The organism is Streptomyces hygroscopicus subsp. hygroscopicus (assembly GCF_030269125.1).
GTDB lineage: Bacteria > Actinomycetota > Actinomycetes > Streptomycetales > Streptomycetaceae > Streptomyces > Streptomyces hygroscopicus_C.
Window position 1 is genome coordinate 451,912 of record NZ_BSSM01000003.1, and the last position, 21,592, is coordinate 473,503.

At 71.1% G+C, this 21,592-nt stretch carries 18 protein-coding genes; 12 read left to right on the forward strand and 6 right to left on the reverse strand.

Annotated elements, in window-relative coordinates; genetic code table 11:
• Nucleotides 1-144: 144 nt before the first annotated feature.
• Nucleotides 145-1,152, reverse strand: a complete 1,008-nt coding sequence (locus QSK45_RS10150) for a LacI family DNA-binding transcriptional regulator (RefSeq protein ID WP_285555322.1) — start codon at nucleotides 1,150-1,152, stop codon at nucleotides 145-147.
• A gap of 292 nt (nucleotides 1,153-1,444) precedes the next feature.
• Between QSK45_RS10150 and QSK45_RS10155 the strand changes: the two genes are divergently transcribed.
• The 9 genes from QSK45_RS10155 to mqnP all read left to right on the forward strand — a co-directional run bounded on the left by QSK45_RS10155 (nucleotide 1,445) and on the right by mqnP (nucleotide 12,187).
• Nucleotides 1,445-2,737 carry an ABC transporter substrate-binding protein gene (locus QSK45_RS10155; RefSeq protein WP_285555323.1) on the forward strand — a complete coding sequence of 431 codons (1,293 nt, stop codon included), beginning with the start codon at nucleotides 1,445-1,447 and terminating at the stop codon, nucleotides 2,735-2,737.
• Between the two features lie 6 nt (nucleotides 2,738-2,743).
• Nucleotides 2,744-3,655: a carbohydrate ABC transporter permease gene (locus QSK45_RS10160; protein WP_285555324.1), complete on the forward strand. Its 912-nt coding sequence runs from the start codon at nucleotides 2,744-2,746 to the stop codon at nucleotides 3,653-3,655.
• Complete coding sequence (locus QSK45_RS10165) at nucleotides 3,652-4,590, forward strand: carbohydrate ABC transporter permease (protein WP_285555325.1); 939 nt, start codon at nucleotides 3,652-3,654, stop codon at nucleotides 4,588-4,590. Before QSK45_RS10160 ends, QSK45_RS10165 begins: the two co-directional genes overlap by 4 nt.
• Nucleotides 4,591-4,620: 30 nt before the next feature.
• Complete coding sequence (locus QSK45_RS10170; RefSeq protein WP_285555326.1) at nucleotides 4,621-5,883, forward strand: glycoside hydrolase 5 family protein; 1,263 nt, start codon at nucleotides 4,621-4,623, stop codon at nucleotides 5,881-5,883.
• Nucleotides 5,876-8,896 carry an alpha-mannosidase gene (locus QSK45_RS10175; RefSeq protein ID WP_285555327.1) on the forward strand — a complete coding sequence of 1,007 codons (3,021 nt, stop codon included), beginning with the start codon at nucleotides 5,876-5,878 and terminating at the stop codon, nucleotides 8,894-8,896. The genes QSK45_RS10170 and QSK45_RS10175 overlap by 8 nt, the downstream gene beginning before the upstream one ends.
• Before the next feature lie 262 nt (nucleotides 8,897-9,158).
• Nucleotides 9,159-9,512 (forward strand): hypothetical protein, encoded by a 354-nt coding sequence (locus QSK45_RS10180; RefSeq protein WP_285555328.1) that lies wholly within the window; start codon nucleotides 9,159-9,161, stop codon nucleotides 9,510-9,512.
• Nucleotides 9,513-9,612: 100 nt separating this feature from the next.
• The gene (locus QSK45_RS10185; RefSeq protein ID WP_285555329.1) at nucleotides 9,613-9,984 is read left to right on the forward strand and encodes a winged helix-turn-helix transcriptional regulator; all 372 of its coding nucleotides are present in this window, start codon (nucleotides 9,613-9,615) and stop codon (nucleotides 9,982-9,984) included.
• A gap of 872 nt (nucleotides 9,985-10,856) precedes the next feature.
• Entirely contained in the window at nucleotides 10,857-11,057 is a 201-nt protein-coding gene (locus tag QSK45_RS10190) for a cold-shock protein (RefSeq protein WP_285555330.1), read from the forward strand.
• 224 nt (nucleotides 11,058-11,281) lie between these two features.
• Nucleotides 11,282-12,187, forward strand: a complete 906-nt coding sequence (gene mqnP / locus QSK45_RS10195; protein WP_285555332.1) for a menaquinone biosynthesis prenyltransferase MqnP — start codon at nucleotides 11,282-11,284, stop codon at nucleotides 12,185-12,187.
• A gap of 493 nt (nucleotides 12,188-12,680) precedes the next feature.
• Here the strand turns inward: mqnP and QSK45_RS10200 are convergent, their stop codons facing one another.
• Together QSK45_RS10200 and QSK45_RS10205 are read right to left on the reverse strand one after the other, a co-directional pair.
• Nucleotides 12,681-13,448, reverse strand: a complete 768-nt coding sequence (locus tag QSK45_RS10200; RefSeq protein ID WP_285555334.1) for a helix-turn-helix transcriptional regulator — start codon at nucleotides 13,446-13,448, stop codon at nucleotides 12,681-12,683.
• A 158-nt stretch (nucleotides 13,449-13,606) separates the two neighbouring features.
• On the reverse strand, nucleotides 13,607-14,977 hold the full coding sequence (locus QSK45_RS10205) for an FAD-binding oxidoreductase (protein WP_285555336.1): 1,371 nt from the start codon (nucleotides 14,975-14,977) through the stop codon (nucleotides 13,607-13,609).
• 512 nt (nucleotides 14,978-15,489) lie between these two features.
• Between QSK45_RS10205 and QSK45_RS10210 the strand changes: the two genes are divergently transcribed.
• Entirely contained in the window at nucleotides 15,490-15,978 is a 489-nt protein-coding gene (locus QSK45_RS10210; protein ID WP_490993527.1) for a DUF4232 domain-containing protein, read from the forward strand.
• Nucleotides 15,979-16,208: 230 nt separating this feature from the next.
• Here QSK45_RS10210 and QSK45_RS10215 read toward each other — a convergent pair whose 3' ends face one another.
• Nucleotides 16,209-17,582: a dipeptidase gene (locus QSK45_RS10215; protein ID WP_285555342.1), complete on the reverse strand. Its 1,374-nt coding sequence runs from the start codon at nucleotides 17,580-17,582 to the stop codon at nucleotides 16,209-16,211.
• 103 nt (nucleotides 17,583-17,685) lie between these two features.
• Between QSK45_RS10215 and QSK45_RS10220 the strand changes: the two genes are divergently transcribed.
• Nucleotides 17,686-18,288 (forward strand): 1,2-dihydroxy-3-keto-5-methylthiopentene dioxygenase, encoded by a 603-nt coding sequence (locus QSK45_RS10220; protein ID WP_285555344.1) that lies wholly within the window; start codon nucleotides 17,686-17,688, stop codon nucleotides 18,286-18,288.
• 166 nt (nucleotides 18,289-18,454) lie between these two features.
• Here QSK45_RS10220 and QSK45_RS10225 read toward each other — a convergent pair whose 3' ends face one another.
• Nucleotides 18,455-19,462: an aldo/keto reductase gene (locus tag QSK45_RS10225; protein WP_285555346.1), complete on the reverse strand. Its 1,008-nt coding sequence runs from the start codon at nucleotides 19,460-19,462 to the stop codon at nucleotides 18,455-18,457.
• A 79-nt stretch (nucleotides 19,463-19,541) separates the two neighbouring features.
• On the reverse strand, nucleotides 19,542-20,441 hold the full coding sequence (locus QSK45_RS10230) for an SDR family NAD(P)-dependent oxidoreductase (RefSeq protein WP_285555348.1): 900 nt from the start codon (nucleotides 20,439-20,441) through the stop codon (nucleotides 19,542-19,544).
• A gap of 121 nt (nucleotides 20,442-20,562) precedes the next feature.
• Here QSK45_RS10230 and QSK45_RS10235 point away from each other — a divergent pair, with 121 nt between their 5' ends.
• Nucleotides 20,563-21,315 (forward strand): TetR/AcrR family transcriptional regulator, encoded by a 753-nt coding sequence (locus QSK45_RS10235; RefSeq protein WP_285555350.1) that lies wholly within the window; start codon nucleotides 20,563-20,565, stop codon nucleotides 21,313-21,315.
• The last annotated feature ends 277 nt before the right edge of the window (nucleotides 21,316-21,592 follow it).

The window sequence follows — 21,592 nt, forward strand, 5'->3', positions numbered from 1 at the left end:
CGGTGCCCGAGGCTCCGTGCGCGGCGTCTCGGCCGGCTCCCCGATTCTCGCCGGGCGACCCGCGAGAGGGCCATGGGGTGATCCCCACGACCGGACATGGCGGGCATGGGGATCACCCCACACCCGCGGGCGGCGGCCTCGTTCCTAGCCTGGTGCCGGTCCGGTGCTCTCCCGGGCGATCAGTTCGGGCAGCGGTACCTGGACCGTGCCGGGGGCGGCTCCGTCCAGCAGGGACACCAGTTCCCGGGCGGCCGTACGGCCGAAGGCCACCGTGTCCCGGGAGAGCGCGGACAGGCAGGGCTTGACCATCCGGCACAGCGCGGAGTCCTCCCAGGAGACCACCGACACGTCGTCCGGTACGGCGAGGCCCAGTTCGGCCACGGCTGCGACGCCGGCGACCGCCATCACGTCGTTGTCGTAGATCAGCGCCGTGGGCGGCGTCTCGGCGCTCAGCACCCGGCGGGTGACGGCGGCGCCCTGCGCGTCGGAGTAGTCGGTGGTCACCGAGCGGACCTCGGCGAGCCCCCGCCGCTCCGCCTCGGCGCGCAGGCTCCGCACCCGCCGCTGGGTGTGCGCGAGACCGGGGAGCCCGGCGATGTGCACGATCCGCCGGTGGCCCAGGGAGTGCAGTTCCGCGACGACGGCGGCCATGGCGCCGGCGTCGTCGGCCCACACCGCCGACAGCCCCGGGTCCAGCCCGTTCGGCGCACCCCCGATCACCACGGCGGGCAGGCCGAGTTCGTCGAGGAGGCCGGGGCGGGGGTCGTCGGTGCGGGGGTCGACCATGAGGACGCCGTCGACCCGGTGCTCGGCCCACCAGGCGCGGTACACCGCGCATTCGTCGGCAATGTCCTCTACGACTTGGAAGAGCAGGCCGAGGTGTCGCTCGGCCAGCACTTCCTGGATGCCCGAGACCAACTGGAGGAAGAACGAGTCCACGCCGAGGGTGTGCGCCGGCCGGGCCAGTACGAACCCGATCGTCGCCGCGCCCTCGCCGGACAGTTGGCGTGCGGCGGTGCTCGGCCGCCAGCCCAGTTGTTCGGCCACCCGGCGCACGCGGGCCCGGGTCGTCTCCGAGACGCCGGGACGGTTGTTGAGGGCGAAGGAGACCGCGCTCTCGGAGACCCCCGCCCGCCGCGCGATGTCCTTCATCGTAGGCCGGCGAGCCGGTGCACGCTTGTCCGCCACTTCCGCTCCCATTCCCCTCACGCCGAACACTAATGCGCTTGAGCGGAACCAGCCTAAAGCGCATTAGCGATGGGGACAAGAGCCATGCCCATACACTTGTCCGGCTCACATCAGCCCTCCTGACCTGGCACTTTCCTGGATGCGTTGAAGTTTTCAGCCGAATCCGTTGACATTTTTCCGCCGCAGGATGCAATGTCTGCCCCTGAACCCGTGGCCGGCATCGTCGCCTTGGCCCACCGCTCGAAGGAGCCCAGCCGTGCGCATATCCCGCAGAACCTTCGCCACCGCTGTCGTCACCGCGGCCCTGTTGCCGCTCACCGCCTGCGGCTCCGGGAACGACAGCTCCTCGGGCGACGCCTCGGGCAAGATCCAGGGCGACATCACCTTCCAGACCTGGAACCTGCGCGCCAACTTCAAGCCGTACTTCGAGAGCCTGATCGCCGACTTCGAGCACCAGTACCCGGGCACCCACGTGAAGTGGGTGGACCAGCCCGCCGAGAACTACGCCGACAAGATCAGCGCTGAGGCGGCCGGCGGTACCCTGCCCGACGTCGTCAACGTCTCCCCCGACCTCGCCGCCCCACTCGCCAAGGCGGGCCTCGCGCTGAACCTGGACAAGGACAAGGCGGCGGCGAAGTACCAGGGCGAGTACCTGCCCGGCGCATGGAGCAGCACGGACATCCCCGGTCTGCCGGGCACCTGGGCGTTCCCCTGGTACCTCAACACCGGCCCACTGTTCTACAACAAGGCCCTGTTCAAGAAGGCCGGGCTCAACCCCGACCAGCCGCCGAAGACGTACACCGAACTGTTCAAGGACGGTCTGCAGATCGCCGAGAAGACCGACGGCAAGGTCGCCACCCTTTCCAACGTCCCGGCCATCGAGGACTTCGGCCGCTACGGCGTCCAGCTGATGAACAAGGGAGGCACCGGCTTCGCCTTCAACGACGCCAAGGGGGTCGAACTCCTCACCAAATACAAGGAGTTGTACGACGCCAAGGCCCTGGACCCGCAGGCGCTGACCGCCACGCCCGAGTCGGCTGGACAGAAGTTCCTCACCGGTGCCGTCGCCATGAACCCGGGCAGCGCGCTGGACCTGAAGAACTTCAAGACGCAGGCGCCGAGCCTGTACAAGAACATCGGCATCACCGACCAGATCACCAACACCGGGCACGTCAACATGTACGTGATGGGCCTGCTGGTGAACTCCCAGTCCAAGCAGAAGCCCGCCGCCGTGGCCTTCGCGCACTTCGTCACCGACGCGAAGAACCAGATGTCCTTCGCCAAGAAGGTCGCCATCTTCCCGAGCACCGCCGGCTCCCTGGACAACCCGTACTTCACCAAGGAGGACGGCACCGACGAGACCCGGGTCCGGGTGGCCGCCGCCAAGTCGCTGAAGACGGCCGTGAACTACACGCCGGTGCTGTTCAGCGACCAGATGAAGACCGCGCTCCAGCAGGAGGTCGCCAAGGCGCTGCAGGGCAAGGAGAGCCCGAAGCAGGCGCTCGACAACGCTGTCAAGGCGTGCGACCAGCTGCTCAAGCAGGGCTGATCCACCGTGGCCTCCTCCCTCCCCGCCCGCCGAGGCTCCCGGGTGCGGCGTCAGCTGCCCACCAGTCCGTGGCTGTTCGCCGCACCCGGGTTGCTGGTCACCGCCGCGTTCGTGCTGTACCCGTTCGTGTCGACGGTGGTGAACTCCTTCACCGACCGCCGCACACTGATTCCGGGCCATTTCGTCGGTCTCGCCAACTACCGCGAGATGCTCCACGACGACATGTTCTGGATCGCCCTGCGCAACAGCACGCTGTACATCATCGGAGTCGTCCCGGCACTGGTGCTCCTGCCGCTGCTGCTCGCACTACTGGTGCAGAAGCACATTCCCGGTATCGCCTTCTTCCGGTCCGCCTTCTACACACCGGTCGTTGCCTCGATCGTGGTGGTCGGCCTGATCTGGGTGTGGCTGCTGGACGAGCGCGGACTGATCAACTCGCTGCTGGAGACGCTCGGCGCGAGCCCGGTCGGGTTCCTCAGCGACCAGTGGCTGATCCTGCTCAGCGCCATGGCGGTCACGGTGTGGAGGGGCATCGGCTATTACATGATCATCTACCTAGCGGCGCTCGCGAACGTGCCGCGCGAACTGCACGAGGCCGCCGCCGTGGACGGCGCGGGCGCGGTGCGCCGCTTCCTCACCGTCACCGTGCCCGCCCTGCGGTCCACGATGGTCCTGGTGGCGGCGCTCTCCGCGGTCTCCGCCTTCAAGGTGTTCTCCGAGGTGTACCTGATCGCGAACCCGACCGGCGGTCCGGCCGGCGAGGACACCACCCTGGTCATGCTCGTACAGCGCACCGGCACCGGCCTCAGCGGCCGGGTCGGCTACTCCTCCGCGATCTCCGTGGTGGTATTCGTGATCACGGTGGTGCTGATGCTGCTGGTGATGCGCGCGGACCGGAAGGACGAGGCCCAGGCATGACCGAGACCCTTCGCACACCGGGCGAGGAGATCGCCCGCCCGGTCCGCCCGACGGAGGAAACCGCCCGGCGGACCGGCCGCCGCCCCCGCTTCACCGACGAATCCGGCCGGCAGGTCGGTCCCTGGGAACTCGTCCTCCGCTACCTGCTGCTGCTCGCGGTGCTGGCCCTGACGATCGGTCCGTTCCTGTGGCAGCTGTCGACCTCGCTGAAGGGCCCCACTGAGGACATCTACAGCTCCCCGCCGTCGTTTCTGCCCGAGCATCCGACCCTGCACAACTACAGCCGGGTCGCCGACGTCATCCCCGTCTGGAACTATGCTCTGAACTCCCTCAAGGTCGCCGTCGCCAGCGTGGTCACCAACTGCGTCGGCTCCACCCTGGCCGGCTACGCCCTGGCCCGGCTGCGCTACCGGGGCCGCGGGGCCCTGACCCTGGTCTTCGTCCTGGCGCTGCTGGTACCCGCCGAGAGCATCATCATCGCCCAGTTCACGACCATGCGGTCGCTGAACCTGAACAACACCCTCATCGGCGTGGTGCTGCCCGGCTGCGTCGGCGCGATGAACGTGCTGTTGATGCGCAACGCCTTCCTCAACCTGCCGTACGAGATCGAGGAGGCGGCCTTCGTCGACGGTGCCAACGTCTGGCAGCGCTTCCTGCGGATCGCGCTGCCCTCGGTCAAGGGCACGCTCGCCGTCGTGGCGATCTTCGCTTTCATGGGTGCCTGGGACGACTTCCTGTGGCCGCTGATCGTGCTGGGCGACCCGGACAAGTTCACTCTCACCGTCGGCCTGAACTATCTGCACGGCACCTTCGCCAACGACCAGCGGCTGGTCGCCGCCGGCACGATCATCGCCGTGGCCCCGCTCATCGCCCTCTTCGCCTGCCTCCAGCGGTACTTCTTCCGCGGGGTCGGTGAGGGCGCCGTGAAGGGCTGACCACCGTACCGAATCCCCGCAAGGACATCCATGCCTCCTGCCGTGCGCTTCGGCGTCAACTACACCCCCAGCAAAGGGTGGTTCCACCACTGGCTCGACTTCGACCTCGACTCCGTACGCGCCGACCTGGACTCGATCGCCGGGCTCGGCCTGGACCACCTCCGGGTCTTCCCCCTGTGGCCGTACTTCCAGCCGAACCGGGCTCTCATCCGGCCGCGCGCGGTGGAACAACTCGTAGCCCTCGCCGACGCCGCCGCCGAACGCGGCCTGGACGTGAACGTGGACGGCCTGCAAGGCCATCTGTCCAGCTTCGACTTCCTCCCCGCCTGGACACGCACCTGGCACCGGCGCAATCTCTTCACCGACCCCGAGGTCATCGACGGCCAGGCCGCCTATCTGCGAGCCCTCGCCGGCGCCCTCGCCGACCGGCCCAACTTCATCGGCATGACCGTCGGCAACGAGATCAACCAGTTCAGCGCCGGTCCGCACCCCGACCCCGACCGGGCCACCCCCGAACAGATCGACACCTGGCTGGAACGCATGCTTGCCGCCTGCGAGGAGGGCGCCCCCGGCCGGCTCCACCTGCACGCCGAGTACGACGCCACCTGGTACCAGCACGACATGCCGTTCACCCCGGCCCAGGCGGCCCGCTACGGCGGCGTCACCGCCGTGCACTCCTGGGTGTTCAACGGCACCGCCCAGCGCCACGGCCGTGCCTCCGTACCCAGCGAGCACCACGCCGCCTACCTGGTGGAACTCTCCAGGGCCTGGGCCGACGACCCGCACCGCCCGGTCTGGCTCCAGGAGGTCGGCGCCCCCGCCCCGCTGATCCCCGCCGAACACGCCGCCGCCTTCACCGAGGCGACCGTCGCGAACGCCCTGGACTGTCCCGACCTGTGGGGCATCACCTGGTGGTGCTCCCACGACGTCTCGCGGGACCTCGCCGACTTCCCCGAACTGGAATACTCCCTCGGCCTGCTGACCAACGACCGGCGGCCCAAGGACACCGCACGGGTCCTGGCCGACGCGGCCCGCCGGACCCACCCGGCCCCGGCACCCCGCACGACCGCCCTCGTCGTACCGGCCGACCCTGAGCAGCGCGCCTCGCTGGCTCCGGGCGGAACGGTGTACGACGCCTTCTTCCGGCTGACCGCCGACGGCGCCCGGCCCACCACGGTCCTCGACGTCCGCGCGGACGACAAGGATCATCTGCTGGCCCGCGGTATCACCGAGACCGTCACGGCCGAACAGACCCTCACCCCGCAGCACCGATGGAGCATCCCGCATGCATGACGACCGCACGCTGATCGAAGCCCGCCTCAAGCGTGTCCTGGACGAACGTATCCGCCCTGCCGTGTACCCCGAGTCCGTGCCGCTGGAGGTCGCGGTGTGGAACGCGCCGGGTGAGCCGGTCCCGGTCGAGGAGGGCCTGGCCGCCGAGGTGGAGCCGGTGGCGGTGGGCACCCGCTGGGGTGCTCCCTGGGGGACGAGCTGGTTCCGGGTGACCGGGGCCGTGCCGCAGGAGTGGGCCGGGAAGACGGTGGAGGCGATCCTCGACCTGGGTTTCGACGAGAACATGCCCGGTTTCCAGTGCGAGGGCCTGGTCTACCGCCCCGACGGGACCCCGGTGAAGGGGCTGAACCCGCGGAACCAGTGGGTACGGATCGGCACGCCGGTGGCAGGCGGGGAGGAGGTCCGCCTGCACATCGAGGCGGCCTCGAACCCGGTGATCCTGGACTACCATCCCTTCCTGCCGACGCGGCTGGGCGACAAGGAGACCGCCGGCAGCGAACCCCAGTACACCCTCACGCGCATGGATCTGGCCGTGTTCGACGAGACGGTGTGGCGGCTGGTGATGGACCTGGAGGTCCTGGGCGAGCTGATGGCGGAGCTGCCCGAGGACTCGGCCCGCCGCTACGACCTCCTGCGGGCGGTGGACCGCGCGCTGGACGCGGTGGACCTTCAGGACGTCAACGGCACCGCGGGCCGGGCCCGGGAACAGCTGGTCGGGGTGCTGTCGTCTCCCGCGGTGCCTTCGGCGCACCGGATCAGCGCTGTCGGGCACGCGCACATCGACTCCGCCTGGTTGTGGCCGTTGCGGGAGACGGTGCGGAAGGTGGCGCGGACGACGTCGAACATGACGGCGTTGCTGGAGGACGAGCCGGAGTTCGTCTTCGCGATGTCGCAGGCGCAGCAGTGGGCGTGGGTGCGGGACCACCGGCCCGAGGTGTGGGCGCGGGTGAAGGAGGCCGTGGCGGAGGGGCGGTTCGTGCCGGCCGGTGGCATGTGGGTCGAGTCCGACACCAATATGCCCGGGTCGGAGGCCATGGCGCGGCAGTTCGTGCACGGCAAGCGGTTCTTCCTCGACGAGTTCGGGGTGGAGAACGAGGAGGCGTGGCTGCCGGACACGTTCGGGTTCGCGGCCGGGTTGCCGCAGATCATCAAGGCCGCGGGGTCGAAGTGGCTGCTGACGCAGAAGATCTCCTGGTCGCAGACGAACAAGTTCCCCCACCACACGTTCCAGTGGGAGGGCATCGACGGGACCCGGATCTTCACCCACTTCCCGCCGGTGGACACCTACAACTGCTCGATGAAGGGCAGTGAGATCGCCCACGCGGCGAAGAACTTCAAGGACAAGGGGCGTGCCCGGCACTCCCTGGCCCCGACCGGCTGGGGTGACGGGGGTGGCGGCACCACGCGGGAGATGGTCGCCAAGGCCGCCCGGATGCGGGATCTGGAGGGCTCGGCGCAGGTGGTGTGGGAGACCCCGGGGGCGTTCTTCGAGAAGGCCCAGGCGGAGTATCCCGAGCCGCCGGTGTGGGTGGGTGAGCTGTACCTGGAGCTGCACCGGGCCACCCTGACCAGCCAGGCCAAGACCAAGCAGGGCAACAGGCGCAGCGAACACCTGCTGCGCGAAGCGGAGTTGTGGGCCGCCACCGCCGCGGTGCGGGCCGGGTACGCCTATCCGTACGAGGAGCTGGACCGGATCTGGAAGACGGTGCTGCTGCACCAGTTCCACGACATCCTGCCCGGCTCGTCCATCGCCTGGGTGCACCGCGAGGCACGGGCGACGTACGAGCGGATCGCCCGGGAGCTGACCGCGATCATCGAGGGCGCCCAGCGGGCGCTGGCCGGTGAGGGCAGCACCGAGCTGGTCTTCAACTCCGCCCCGCACGAGCGGGCGGGTGTGGTCGCGGGCGGTGCCGCCGCGCCGTCTCTCACGGGCCGCACACAGCTCGCCTCCCGCGAGGACGGCGGCTTCGTCCTGGACAACGGCCTGCTGCGGATCGGGATCGACGCCCGGGGTCTGGTGGTCTCCGCCTACGACCTGAGCGCCGAGCGCGAGACCATCGCCCCGGACCGGGCGGCGAACCTCCTCCAGCTCCACCCCGACTTCCCCAATATGTGGGACGCGTGGGACGTGGACGAGTTCTACCGCAACACCGTCACCGACCTCACCGGCACCGAGTCGCTCACGCCCGGCGAGGACGGCACCTCCGTGCAGGTCGTGCGGGCCTTCGGCGACTCCCGGGTGACCCAGGTGCTGTCCCTGCCGCCGGGTGAACGGCGACTGGTGGTGGACACCGAGGTCGACTGGCACGAGACGGAGAAGTTCCTCAAGCTCGCCTTCCCGCTCGACCTGCACGCCGAACGCTACGCCTCCGAGACCCAGTACGGCCACGCCTACCGGCCCACCCACACCAACACCTCGTGGGAAGCGGCCAAGTTCGAGGCCTGCAACCACCGCTTCCTTCACCTGGAGGAACCGGGCTGGGGGGTCGCCGTCGTCAACGACTCCACCTACGGTCACGACGTCACCCGGACCGTCCGCACCCACGGCGACCAGGGCACCACCACCACGGTCCGTGTCTCGCTGCTGCGTGCCCCGCGCTTCCCCGACCCCGAGACCGACCAGGGCGTCCACCGCTTCCGCCACGCCCTCGTCCCCGGCGCGTCGATCGGCGACGCGGTCCGCGAGGGCTGGCGGATCAACCTCCCCGAACGCCGCACGACCGGCGCCCAGGACGTCGCCCCGCTGGTCACCGTCGACGACGACGCCGTCGTCATCACCGCGGTCAAACTCGCCGACGACGGCAGCGGAGACGTCGTCGTCCGCTTCCACGAAGCCCACGGCAGCCGGGTCCGCGCCACCCTGACGGCCGGATTCGAGGTCGCCGACCTCGCCGTGACCGACCTGCTGGAGCGGCCCCTCGCGGACGCGAGCACCCCGCACCGCGACGGCGATCGGATCACCGTACGCCTGCGCCCGTTCGAGCTGGTGACACTGCGCCTGCGGCGGGCGTGACCGCGGGACCGTGAGGGGGAGCGGGCCCGGCACCGGGCCCGCTCCCCTGGGGAGGGTGACGCCGGGAAGCTTCGGGGGAAGAGCCCCCGAGGGCGCCCTCACGGCAACGGCACCATCCAGCCGGAGACCGACCATCACTCGGCCAATATCGAGTCACTGGGGTCGCGTCGACTGTGTCACATCCTATATTTCCGCTGACACATGAGTCGGCTGACCTTGACTGTCCCCGACTCACCCCAGTGCTTCCCTATCGGAGGTTCCTGTGCCCAACCTGAAGAGAAGCCTCGCATCCGCCGCCGTGGCCGCCAGCGCCGTCGTCCTGGCGCTGGGACTGTCCGGCTCTCCCGCCTTCGCGGCGGTGGATCCCGGCACGCCCGGCTACCTCACGTTCTGGCAGGGCGGGTTCACCGGCCCCACTCTGGAGTACTCGCCGTCCCAAGTCGACACGTCGTGCGTGACCCTGCCGTTCTCAGTGCAGGCCGACCTGAACTACAGCTACCGGACCGCTCTCGTCTACGACGGCACCGGGTGCACCGGTTCCACGCTCACGCTGCCCGCGGGGGACCTGCACAGCTTCGGCGGGTTCGTCGGGAAGAGCTTCCGCTTCGCGAGCTGAGACGCTTCCGGCCGGACCTGTGGCACTCAGGGGCTGACAGTCACGTGTTCCCCTCTGTACAGTAAGTGCCTGTTGGGTTCCGGCTGGATAGTGTCTGATCATGACGACTACAGAAGACGAGTCGACCATCAGTGTCTTCTCCAAGGACTGCCTGTCCCGGCAGGTGCTCCTGGACGTGACCGGCCGATGGGGCATCCTCGTCCTGTCGGCCCTGTACGAGCGGCAGTGCAGGTTCAACGTACTGCGGCGCCGCATCGAGGGCATCAGCGAGAAGATGCTGTCGCAGACTCTGCTCACGCTCCGCAGGGACGGTCTGGTCAACCGGCACGTCGAGGCCACGATCCCCCCCAAGGTCACCTACAGCCTGTCCCCGCTCGGGACCACCGTGGCGAAACGGGCCGTCGAACTCGTCGCGCTGCTGGAGGCCGAGGTGGACCAGTTCGAGCGGGCCTGCGCGGCCTTCGAGGAGTGACCCCGGCAAGCCGCGTTCCCCCCGGATGCCAAGCACGTCGGCCTCATGGGCTGACAGACCGGAACGTGTCCGGCTTCCGCGTGCCGCGGGGCGGGAGCCTCCCCGCCCGACTCCGGAGGACAAGGCTTCGCCATGCCTTCCTCCCAGCACGCCGGGCTCTGCGCGAACCAGCGACGCCCTCGCCCGATCCGCAGTCCCGGCACCACCCGTCTGGCTCCTCGCCGAAGTGGTGGTGCCTTCCCGCCCGCCGTCCGGCCGCGGATCGATCGCTCCACGCGGATACTCGACGCCGGCCCCCACCGGCCCGCCCTGGCCGTGCCCCTTCCCCGCGGCAGACGGGTCACCCTTCGCCCGCGCCGGCTTCCTGACGGCATCCGCGGCCGGGCCCTGGGCGGCTCGATACGCGGCTCGGCTTCCCACGTTTGCCAGGGGGACCTCGACTCCCACGGCCCCACGCGCGGAACCACGTTGTACCGCGAGAGCGGGCAGGCCGTCCGGGGCCGGAAGGGCGCAGCCCGCGTGGACCACCCGTGAGCCGCGCTACGGGCCGACCGTCCGGCGGGCAGCCCTCCAGCGCCTTCCCGGGCCCTGTCCGCCGCTCCCGCCCTGCCCCGCCCTGCCCCGCCCTGCCCCGCGCCGCGTTCCCGCACCGCGTTCCCGCACCGCGGGACGCCGCCCGGTGCGCGTACCTGTCCATTCGGACGGCCCTGGGCCACCGGCCGCGCGCCCAGGCGAGACCCCTCGCTTATCGGTTGCCGGAAGTTTCATGGCACGGCAGGGTGGTTCCCCAGGGGGTCGTACCGCGTCACCGCCGACGGCCACCCGATCTCAGTTCACCTGGGACTCACCCAGCACGACCGAAGGAACACAGCATGGCCAGCGGCACGGTGAAGTGGTTCAACGCGGAGAAGGGCTTCGGATTCATCGAACAGGACGGCGGGCCGGACGTCTTCGCCCACTACTCGGCGATCTCCGGCACGGGCTTCCGTGAGCTCGTCGAGGGCGAGCGGGTCACGTTCGACGTCACCCAGGGCCAGAAGGGCCCGCAGGCGGAGAACATCATCCGGCCCTGACGCGCGACGCACCGGCCGATCCGGTGCCCGCGACGTACGGTCCGCGCACCCGGCGCCGGGGCGCGGACCGACGCGCCGAGTGGGCACGAAGCACCGAGTCAGCATCCACCATGTACAACCGGCACCTGAGTCACACGTGACAGTCACGTCTTGCCTCATCTTGACAGGTACGATCTTCACACTTCGAATGCGCGCTACGGCGCGCTCGTGCAAGGAGTCGTCCTGTGAGTTCAGTATCCGCGGCGGTCCCTCAGCCGGGGCGTACCAAAGCCTTTCTGCGGCTGGTGATGATCGAACACTCGGTGTTCGCGCTGCCCTTCGCCTACATCGCCACGCTGTCGGCGATGTACGAGCACGACGGCGGCGTCGACTGGGTGAAACTGCTGCTGGTCACCGTCTGCATGGTGGGCCTGCGCACCTTCGCCATGGCCGCGAACCGGATCATCGACCGTGAGATCGACGCCCGCAACCCGCGTACGGCCCACCGGGAACTGGTCACCGGTGCGATGTCCGTGCGGCACGCGTGGACGGGCGCGCTGGTGGCGGTCGTCGTCTTCCTCGGCGCCGCGGCCCTGCTGAACCCGCTGTGTCTGGCCCTGGCGCCCGTCGCCGTCGTCCCGATGGTGGTCTATCCGTACGCCAAGCGGTTCACCAACTTCCCGCAGGCGTTCCTGGGTCTGGCCCAGTCCATGGGTCCGGTCGGCGCCTGGCTCGCGGTCAGCGGCTCCTGGTCCTGGAAGGCGGTGATCCTCGGTCTCGCCGTCGGCATCTGGATCGGCGGCTTCGACCTGATCTACGCCTGCCAGGACGTCGAGACCGACCGGCGCGTCGGCGTCAAGTCGGTCCCGGCCCGCTTCGGCATCCCCGCGGCGATCTGGGGCGCGCGGGTGTGCCACACGATCACCACGGCCCTGTTCGTCTGGTTCGCCCTGGCCACCCACGCCGGCGCCTTCTTCTGGCTTGGCCTGCTGATCGTCGCTGGCGCGTTCGGCTACGAACACTCCATCGTCCGCCCGCACGACCTCTCCCGCCTCAACCGCGCCTTCTTCCAGGTCAACGGCTTCATCGGGATCGCGCTGTTCGTGTGCGCGCTGCTGGATCTGCTGGTGCGGGGCCTGTCCCCGCGCTGAGGAAAGACGGGGAGGCAGGCGGGGCGGTCACTCCCCGCCTCCCTCCTCGTCTCCGCCTTCCTCCCTGCCTTCGCCTTCTTCTCCGCCCTCGTCTTCGCCGAGCAGCGTCATGTGATCGGCGACGTACGCCACGGCGCTCGCGGGGTTCAGTTACAGCTCGTGCCCGAAGGGAAGGTCCGGAAGCAGGTCCTCCACCCGCACCCGCCGGTGTCGCAGCACGCCCACGCGGTCGAGCTGGGCCTGTGAGGACCGGACAGGCACCCATCCCGGGCCGTAGGCCAGGGCGTTCTCCGCCCTGCGGATGCCGACCGCGATATCGTCGGCCGTGCGCGCCGCCCGGACGGGCCGGCCGCTGCGGCCTCGGCCCGGGACGGCTCGGGGAGGGGTTCGGGTTCGGGTTCGGCGGCGTCCAGGCGCTCCAGCCCGAACAGGGCTATCAGAAAGGTCGACGGCTCGGCGCCCGCCGGAGTCCGGCCGGCGCGCGTGCGTACCGTCAGATCAGTCCGGAGCGGATGGCGAAGGACACGGCGTGGGAGCGGTTGCGCAGCCGGTGCCGTTTGATGACGCCGTAGAGCACGTTCTTGATGGTGCGCTCCGAGTAGCCGAGTTGGTTGCCGATGTCCTGCAGTTCATGGCCGTCCGCGACCAGTCGCAGCACCTTCGCCTCGCGCTCGGTGAGCCCGCCCGGGGTGAGGCCGCGCGGCACGAGCACCTCCCGGTAGGTGTACTGCATCTGGTCCATCAGCCGGCCCTGGAGGGCGGGCGGCAGGTCCGCGTGGCCGGCGCGGACCTGCCGCACCGTCTGGGTGAACGCCTCCCAGGTGAATCCGGCACGCGGCAGCACCGCCCGCACCCCCAGTTCGATGGCCTGGTGGAGGCTGGCCCGCCACTCCCCGCCGACCACGAGGACCAGGGCGCTCCGCTCGCCGGCGTGCGTGCGCAGCCGGGTCACGGCGCCGGTGTCGGGGCTGTGCAGCGACGCCACGGCGACCTCGGCCGTCCTGGCGTCGCCGGTCCACAGCAGATACGGGCACTGCTTGACGAAGCTGTCCAGGGCCAGTTCCGAGATGGCGTCACCGGTCGGCAGGACGCCGACCACCGGGCGGCTCGTCGCGGTTCGCTCCGGCCCGCCCGCGACCGCCGGGTCGGGACGGTCCGGGCGGGGCTGTTCGGCGGCGGATAAGCCGAGGTCGTCGACCGTCTCGTGCGACCGCGGCCGACCGCGGAGCGGTCCCGTCTCCCCCGCCTCGTCCGTCCTCACAGGTTCCCTGGTCACGCGTGCCGTTCGGCCCGCGTGACCGCGGCCACCGTGGGCTGTCTCCGCTTCACACGCGTGGGATGCGCGCATGCTGTCCTCCCTTCCGCGGAACCGGGGTGCGCTCCCGGCCGCCGGGCCGTCGGGCCGGCCGGCCGGAACGCTCACGCCCCGGTGGGTGCGGAGACGGGCCGGATGTTGTGGTTGCGGCGGAAGACGTTGTGCGGGTCGTAGGCTCGCTTGGCCGCGGCGAGCCGGCCGTACCGCTCGGTGCCGTACAGCCGCCGCACGTCCGCCTCGGCGGTGGCCTCGTCCGGGGCGACGAAGTTCACCACGTTGCGCGGGTCCGCCCACGGGGCCAGGGCCGCCGCGTACTTCGCCAGTTCCTCGTCCATGGCGGGCAGCTCGGCGGGGCCGGCGACACCGAAGGCGAAGCTGACGAACGGCAGTCCGCGCGAGGGCACCGCGTTGGCGGTCGCCGGCTCCCGGTCGAGGGCGCCGCCGAGGGCCCGCACCTCCACGGTCACCAGCCGGCAGCCGGATTCGGGGCCGACGGCGTCCACCAGCGCCTCCAGCGTCTCGGCGGAGAACTCGCGCAGGCCGAAGCCGGTCTCGACGTACGGCAGCGGATCGACCGGGTCGACGTGGACGGCGCCGATCTCCTGGACCGGGCGCGGGGCGAGGGAGTCCAGCACGGGGGTGCCGGCGGCCCGCAGCGGGGCGACCAGGGCCTCACCCGCGGCGGCGGTGCCGAGGTGGGAGAAGCGCACGTGCAGGACGAAGGCGCCGCGCAGCGGCTCGGGCAGGGCGTCGTCCTGGGGCAGCCGCTGCACCGCGAAGGACGTGCTCGCCGCCTCGGGCAGGGTCGGCGCCCAGGTGCGCCAGACCTCAAGCACCTCGGCCATGTCCTCGCCGCGGAACCACAGACCGCCGCCGTAGAATCCGGGTATCTCCACGGCGGTGAACTCGATGCGGGTGACCACTCCGAAGTTGCCCTTGCCGCCCAGCAGGGCCCAGAACAGCTCCGGTTCCTCGGTCGGGGTCACGGTGCGGATCACACCGTCGGCGGTGACGACCTCCATCCGGCGCACCCGGTCGGCCGCGTAGCCGTAGGCGCGGCCGAGCAGCGGGCTGAGGCCGCCGCCGAGGGTGTAGCCGACCACGCCGACGCCCGGGGCGGAGCCGGCCAGTGGCGCGAGGCCGACCTTGTCGGCGGCGGCGAGGGCCTCGTGCCAGCGCACTCCGGCCCCGACGACGAGGGTGCGGGCGATCTCGTCCACCTCAAGGCCCGTCAGGCGGGTGGTCGTGATCAGCAGGGTGTCCGCGCCGACCGACGGCACCACCTGGTGACCGGCGTTCTTGACCGCGACCGCGAGGCCGTGCCGGCCGGCGAAGGTGACGGCGTGGGCCACGTCCGCGGCGCTGGTGACACCGACGACGACGACGGGCGACGTCGGCTGGGCGAGGTTGTACGTGGCGCACTCGGCCGCGTAGGCGGCGTCGGACGGCTCCAGGACGGGGCCTGCGACCGCCATGCGCAGGTTCGTCACGTCGTCAGCGGTGAAGGGAGCACCAGCCGCAGCGGCAGCATTCTGGGACATCGCATCCATCTCGATCGTGGGGGTGGGCCCGCCCACGCAGCCCGGGGACTCGGACTGGACGGCGCATGGGTGGGCGGGGCGAGGTGATGCCTCCGGGGTCGGAACCACACTGCCCCCTGGACTTTAAACCCTTGAGACAACTTCTTGAGTAGCCGTGAGACGTTCAGTCAGCTTCCCAGCTGAGGGACTCAAGTAAGCAACTAACAAGCCTTTATGACACTCTCAGGCAAGAGGGAAACCTAACTTACTTTCACGACGACGGAGCGATCATGACATGTCCTCACGGACTGCGCCGCACCGCCCTGTTTGCCGGCGGCGCGGTTCTGGCAGCCCTGTTGACCGCCTGCGGAAGCAGCGGCAACGGTTCGTCGGCGGCACCGGGACCGGCCTCGGACACGGCCACGACGGGGTCTGCCGCGTCGTCCGCGGCAGGCACGGAAGCGCCGGTGGCGGGCGGCTCCTCCGCCGCCGGCGGCACACAGTCGTCCGCCGGCGCGTCCGCGGGTGGTTCCTCCGGCGGGCGGTGCCACACCTCCGAGCTGCGCGCCTCACTCGGCTCCGACGACCCGGGCGCGGGACAGGAGCACTACCCCTTGGTGCTCACCAACACTTCCGACCGCGTCTGCACCGTGACCGGCTATCCGGGAGCAGCGTTCACGGACGCGGCGGGCCGGCAACTGGGCCCCGATCCGTCCCGCACGCCCGGCGGGGTGTCACCGATCACCCTCGCTCCGGGCCTGAGCGCATGGTCGGGGCTCTCCTTCAGCAACCCCGGGGTCAGCGGCGCGAAGTCGGCCAAGGCCGCCTGGCTTCTGGTCACCCCGCCCAACGAGCGGGACTCCCTGCGGGTCCGGTGGACAGGCGGCGCCGTGCCGGTGGCCGGCACCGACACCCGGGCGTCCCTCACCGTGCTCGCGCCGGGCACGGGCGCTTGAAGAGACCTGTTCCCGAGTGAGGCCGGACGGGGCCGCGGATCGCGGCCGTGCGGTCTCGGACGCACGATGCGGTGCGGCCCGAGGCACCGGCCCCATCCGCTGGAGGGCATCTGTTGCCGACGTCACCGCCCTCACCGCTCCTGAGCACTGCCACGGCTTCGCGGGCACGTCGTCGCCCGGCCGGTACCTCCGGTGCCCCGGTCCGCCGCGCGGTTCCCGTCCGCTGACGCTCACGCGCCACAGCGGCTCTTCGCCGCCGCGTAAGTGCGCAGGAAGTGCGCCTCCGCCGTGGCCAGTCGGCGCAGTTCGTCGACACTGACGCTCTCGTCGACGGCGTGGATGTTCGCCTCGGGTTCGCTGAGGCCGATCAGCAGGATCTCGGCCCTCGGGTAGAGGTCGGCCAGGGCGTTGCACAGCGGAATGCCGCCGCCGAAGCCGCCGAGACGCACGGCCTGCCCGGGGTACGCCACGGCCATGGCCTCCTCCATGGCCCTGTACGCCGCGCCCGAGGTGTCGGCCCGGAACGGCTCGCCCTGCCCCAGCGGCTCGACCGACACACGCGCGCCCCACGGAGTGTGCCGCCTGATGTGCGCGGTCAGCAGCGAGGTCGCCGTCACCGCGTCCTGGCCCGGTGGCAGGCGCAGGCTGATCGCGGCGCGTGCCGTCGCGTGCAACGTCGGGGTCGCGCCCGCCACCGGTGGGCAGTCGATCCCCATCACGCCCACGGACGGGCGGGCCCAGAGCCGGTCGCCGACGCTGCCGGTGCCGGTCAGGCGCACGCCGTCGAGCAGACCGGCGTCCCGGCGGAAGTCGGCCTCGGGATAGTCCACGCCCGGCCAGGTGCCGTCGGCCGACAGTCCCCGCACCCGGGTCGCACCGTCGTCGCCGGTCAGCGAGTCGAGGATCTTCAGCAGCGCCAGCAGGGCGTCGGGCGCCGGCCCGCCGAACTGCCCGGAGTGCAGGTCGCCGCGCAGCGTCTCGACCCGGACGCGCAGCATGGTGATCCCGCGCAGCGCCGCCGTGACGGTCGGTACCCCGCAGCGGACGTTGCCCGCGTCGGCGACCAGCACGGCGTCGGCCGCCAGCAGTCCGGGATGGGCGCGTGCGTAGTCCTCGAGGCCCCCCGTGCCCTGTTCCTCGGAGCCCTCCACGATCACCTTCACGTTCACCGGCGGCCCGCCGTGCGCCCTGAGCGCGCGCAGCGCGAGCAGATGCATGAGCACCGCGCCCTTGCAGTCCGCCGCGCCGCGCCCGTACCAGCGACCGTCCCGTTCGGTCAGGGTGAAGGGGGGACTGGTCCACGCGGACTCGTCGAGGGCGGGCTGGACGTCGAAGTGGGCGTAGAGCAGGACGGTCGGCGTGCCCGGCGGGCCGGGCAGGAAACCGTACACCGACTGCCGGCCGTCGGACATGTCGACGACGCTGACGTCGGTGAACTCCTCGGCGCGCAGGGCGGCGGCGATCCACCGCGCGGCCCGCTCCGACTCACCGAGCGGGCTGACGTCGGGGTCCGCCACGGACCGGAACGCCACCAGTTCGGCGAGTTCCGTCCGTGCTGCCGGGATCATCGCGGCGATCGCGTCGGCGATCGGGTCCTGCTTCACGGAGACTCCTCTCACGCTGCTGACTCAACCCTTGGAACATATGACAGTTACCTGTGTCATGCGTCCTCTGTCCGGCCACTCGGAGGTGAGTTACTTTTGCCTCATGACACTGCTGACGACCTGGCCGGACACCGGTCCCGAGCTACTGATCCGCCGCACGTCCGACCCCGTCGAGATCGCCGCAGCCCTTGCGCCACTCGGTGTGCGCTTCGAGCGGTGGCCCGTGCGCAGGGACGTGCCGGACGACGCCGACACCGAGACGGTGCTCGCGGCGTACGGCCCCTGGATCGACCGGCTGAGCGCCGAGGATGCCTTCACCACGGTCGACGTTCTCGGCCTGCGTCCGGACGGCGACGACCCCGGACACCCCGCGAAGGCTCGGGCCGCACGCGAGAAGTTCCTGCGCGAACACACCCATGGCGACGACGAGGTCCGCTTCTTCGCCTCCGGCTCCGGCGTCTTCTACCTGCACATCGACGGCGAGGTGCACGCGGTGCTGTGCGAGCGGGGCGATCTGCTGGGCGTGCCGCGTGGCACCACCCACTGGTTCGACATGGGCACTCGCCCGTCGTTCACCGCGATCCGCTTCTTCCACCAGGCGGACGGCTGGGCCGGCGACTTCACCGGCTCCGCCATCGCCACTCTCTTCCCGGATCACGACGCGATCGTCGCCGGGAACGCCGCCGACGGGCCACGAACCGTGTGACGAGGTCCTCACCGGAACGCGCTCGTACGCCGCAGTCCGTACGACACCCCGCTCGCTGCGGTCTTCGGGAGGCAGCACATCGCTGTGACGGTGCCCCGGGCCTGGGTGTCCAGGCCCGGGGCACCGTCACAGCGGTGTTGCCGGTCGTCCGGCGCCCCGCCGGGGTTCAGCGCTCGCTGTCCAGCGTGGCCAGCAGGGGGGCGGCGTACCGCTCGCCGGACGCGGCGCCGGCCGGGACGGCCTCCTCGATCTCCTCCAGCGCCGCCGCGTCGAGGACCAGCGAGGCGCCGCCCAGCGACTCCGTCAGGCGCTCGCGGCGGCGGGCCCCGACGAGCGGCACGATGTCGTCGCCCTGGGCCGCGACCCAGGCGATGGCCACCTGGCTGGTGGTGGCGCCGAGGCGCTCGGCGACCCGGCCGAGGGCGTCCACCAGGCGCAGGTTGGCCTCCAGGTTCTCGCCCTGGAAGCGCGGCGAGTGGGCACGGAAGTCGTTGCCGCTCAGCTCGCGCGAGGGCGACCAGTGGCCGCTGAGCAGACCGCGGGAGAGAACGCCGTACGCGGTCAGGCCGATGCCCAGTTCCCGCAGGGTCGGGATGATCGACTCCTCGGGGCCGCGGGAGATCAGCGAGTACTCGATCTGCAGGTCGCTGATCGGGGCCACGGCGGCGGCCCGGCGGATGGTCTCGGCACCCAGTTCGGACAGGCCGATGTGGCGGATGTAGCCGGCCTGGCGCATCTCCTCCAGCGCCCCGATGGTCTCCTCGACCGGGATGGCCGGATTCAGCCGGGCCGGACGGTAGATGTCGATGTAGTCGGTCTCCAGGCGCCGCAGGGAGTAGGCGAGGCGGTCCTTGACGGCCTCCGGCGAGACGTCGTAAGGAACCGGCTGGAAGGCGCCGTCGGGGGTGCGGCGGGAGCCGAACTTCACGCTGAGCACCACGTCCTCGCGCCGCCGCTCGCGCAGGGCACGGGCGATGAGCATCTCGTTGGCGCCGGAGCCGTAGAAGTCGCCGGTGTCGATCAGGTTGACGCCCGCGTCGATCGCGGCGTGCAGCGTGGCGATGCTCTCCGCGTCGTCGGCCGGACCGTACAGGTCCGACATGCCCATGGCGCCCAGGCCGATGGCGGAGACCTCGGGGCCGGAGTTGCCGAGCTTGCGCCGGTTGACAGTCATGACGTTCTCCTCATGGGAAGCGTGGTGCGTTCAGGATTGGACGAAGGTGGGGTTCCTGGCGCGAGGAACGCGAGGCGGTTCAGATGCGGTCGAGCAGACGGGTGACGCCCATCCGGCGGGCCAGGCGCAGCCGCAGTTCCTCGGCGGCGCCGTTGATGATCTCGGCGCCGTAGTCGGAGCCGTCGGCGACCGTGCGGCGCGGCCGCCGGCCGACCGGGAGATCGACGACCCGGACCACCTCGTCGGCGACGATCTGCGGGTCGGCGCTGACGCCACCCACCATCATGCGCTCGGTGTCCTCGCCCATGGAGGCCAGGAAGGGCGCGATCTTCTCGTACGCGGCGGTGCGCTCGGTGTCGGCGGGGAAGGCGGCGTTGGCGAAGTGCGCCGTACCGTGGGTGAAGACGCCGGGCATCAGGACGGTGGTCTCGATGCCGTAGGCGGTGACCTCCCAGGCGGTCGACTCGGCGAAGGCGTCGAAGGCGGCCTTGGCGGCCGAGTACGGGGCGAGGAAGGGCGGGATGGCGCGAGTGGTTCCCGAGCCGATCCACAGCAGCAGGCCGGACTCCTGACGCCGCATCACCGGCAGGACGGCGCGGTTGACCCGCAGGGCGCCGACGGCGTTCACGTCGAAGGCGCGGATGACCTCCTCGGGGCTGAACGCCTCGGTCACACCGACCAGCAGGTGGGCGGCGTTGTGCACGACGACGTCGATTCCGCCGGCCTGCCGCACGACCTCCTCGACGGCGCCGGCGGCGGACTCCTCGGAGAGGACGTCGAGTTCGACCACGGTCAGCTCGCCCGGGACGTCCTCGGTCTGGGTGAGGAGGGCCTGTGCCTTCTCTGCGTTGCGGCCCCGGGGGTCGCGCATCGAGGCGAAGACGCGGTGGCCGGCTCGGGCGAGCGAGACGGACGAGAGGGCTCCCATACCGGTGCCGGCACCGGTGACCAGAACGGTGTGCGAGGTCTCAGCAGACATTGATCCTCCTCTTGGTCGAGGGCGCCGGCAGCCGGTCCTCGACGGACGGATTGGCGCTCACGAACTTGATACATCGACGATAACACAGCATCGATCACGGTCAAGCGTTATCATTGATTGCATGACAGTCATCGACACGACCCCGCAGCCGCGCGAGCGCATCCTGCGGGCAGCGGCGGACCTGCTGGCCCAAGGCGGACGGGAGGCGGTCTCCACCCGCTCCGTCAGCGCGGCCGCAGGAGTACAGGCACAGACGATCTACCGGCAGTTCGGCGACATGCAGGGACTGCTCGACGAGGTCGCCCGGCGTGGTCTGGAGACCTATCTCGCCGAGAAGCAGGCCAACCTCGCCTCCGGCGACCCGGTGGAGCAGCTGCGCCGCGGCTGGGACCTGCACGTGGCCTTCGGACTCGCCAACCCGGCCCTGTACCGGCTCCTCTACACCGACCACCGGCCCGGCGAGGGCGCCGCGGCGATGAACGAGGCCTACGGCATCCTGCTGCATCTGGTGACCCGGGTCGCCGAGTCCGGCCGGCTGCGCATGGGCGTCGAGGCGGCGGCCGAGATGATCCAGGCCACCGGCATCGGCGTCACGGTCACCCTGATCGGCGCCCAGGAGGCCGGGCGGCTCGCCGAGCACGAGGCCCTGTCGCCGAGCACGCGGGAGGCCGTACTCGGGGCCCTGGTCACGGAGGCGGAGCCCACCGCGCAGGCCGAGGACACGCGTGCCGCCCGCGGCGCCCGGCACGCCGTGGCACTGAAGGCCCTGCTCGACGAGGCCGGGGACGAGGGGAACTTCACCCCGGGCGAGCACCTGCTCCTCGCGGAGTGGCTGACCCGCCTCGCCTCCGGCACGCCGTCCGGCACCGACTAGCCCGCCCCTCGCCCGCGCCGGGGCGGAACCCCGGCGCGGGAACGAGCGCGGCCACTCCCCCACACCCGACCACCCAGCCGCCCCACCGAAGAACACGCGCCGCCGCCGCACAGCTTCGCGGCACCTCCGCACCCCGGCCGATCCGCACGACGCCACCCCGGTGCGACCGGCCGCCGGCGCCGGCCGTCCCGGCATCCGCCCGGCCGCGCCGGGCAAGGCCCCGTCCGGGCGGCCGCTCCCGGCCGGCCGCCTGTCCTGGTGCCCGCCGGATGCCTCC

Bases quoted from the DNA above. Each gene is read 5' to 3' on its own strand.
- QSK45_RS10150 (WP_285555322.1), bottom strand. From the start codon at position 1,152: ATGAAGGACATCGCGCGGCGGGCGGGGGTCTCCGAGAGCGCGGTCTCC.
- QSK45_RS10165 (WP_285555325.1), top strand. From the start codon at position 3,652: ATGACCGAGACCCTTCGCACACCGGGCGAGGAGATCGCCCGCCCGGTC.
- QSK45_RS10170 (WP_285555326.1), top strand. From the start codon at position 4,621: ATGCCTCCTGCCGTGCGCTTCGGCGTCAACTACACCCCCAGCAAAGGG.
- QSK45_RS10175 (WP_285555327.1), top strand. From the start codon at position 5,876: ATGCATGACGACCGCACGCTGATCGAAGCCCGCCTCAAGCGTGTCCTG.
- QSK45_RS10185 (WP_285555329.1), top strand. From the start codon at position 9,613: ATGACGACTACAGAAGACGAGTCGACCATCAGTGTCTTCTCCAAGGAC.
- QSK45_RS10190 (WP_285555330.1), top strand. From the start codon at position 10,857: ATGGCCAGCGGCACGGTGAAGTGGTTCAACGCGGAGAAGGGCTTCGGA.
- QSK45_RS10205 (WP_285555336.1), bottom strand. From the start codon at position 14,977: ATGGCGGTCGCAGGCCCCGTCCTGGAGCCGTCCGACGCCGCCTACGCG.
- QSK45_RS10220 (WP_285555344.1), top strand. From the start codon at position 17,686: ATGACACTGCTGACGACCTGGCCGGACACCGGTCCCGAGCTACTGATC.
- QSK45_RS10225 (WP_285555346.1), bottom strand. From the start codon at position 19,462: ATGACTGTCAACCGGCGCAAGCTCGGCAACTCCGGCCCCGAGGTCTCC.
- QSK45_RS10230 (WP_285555348.1), bottom strand. From the start codon at position 20,441: ATGTCTGCTGAGACCTCGCACACCGTTCTGGTCACCGGTGCCGGCACC.
- QSK45_RS10235 (WP_285555350.1), top strand. From the start codon at position 20,563: ATGACAGTCATCGACACGACCCCGCAGCCGCGCGAGCGCATCCTGCGG.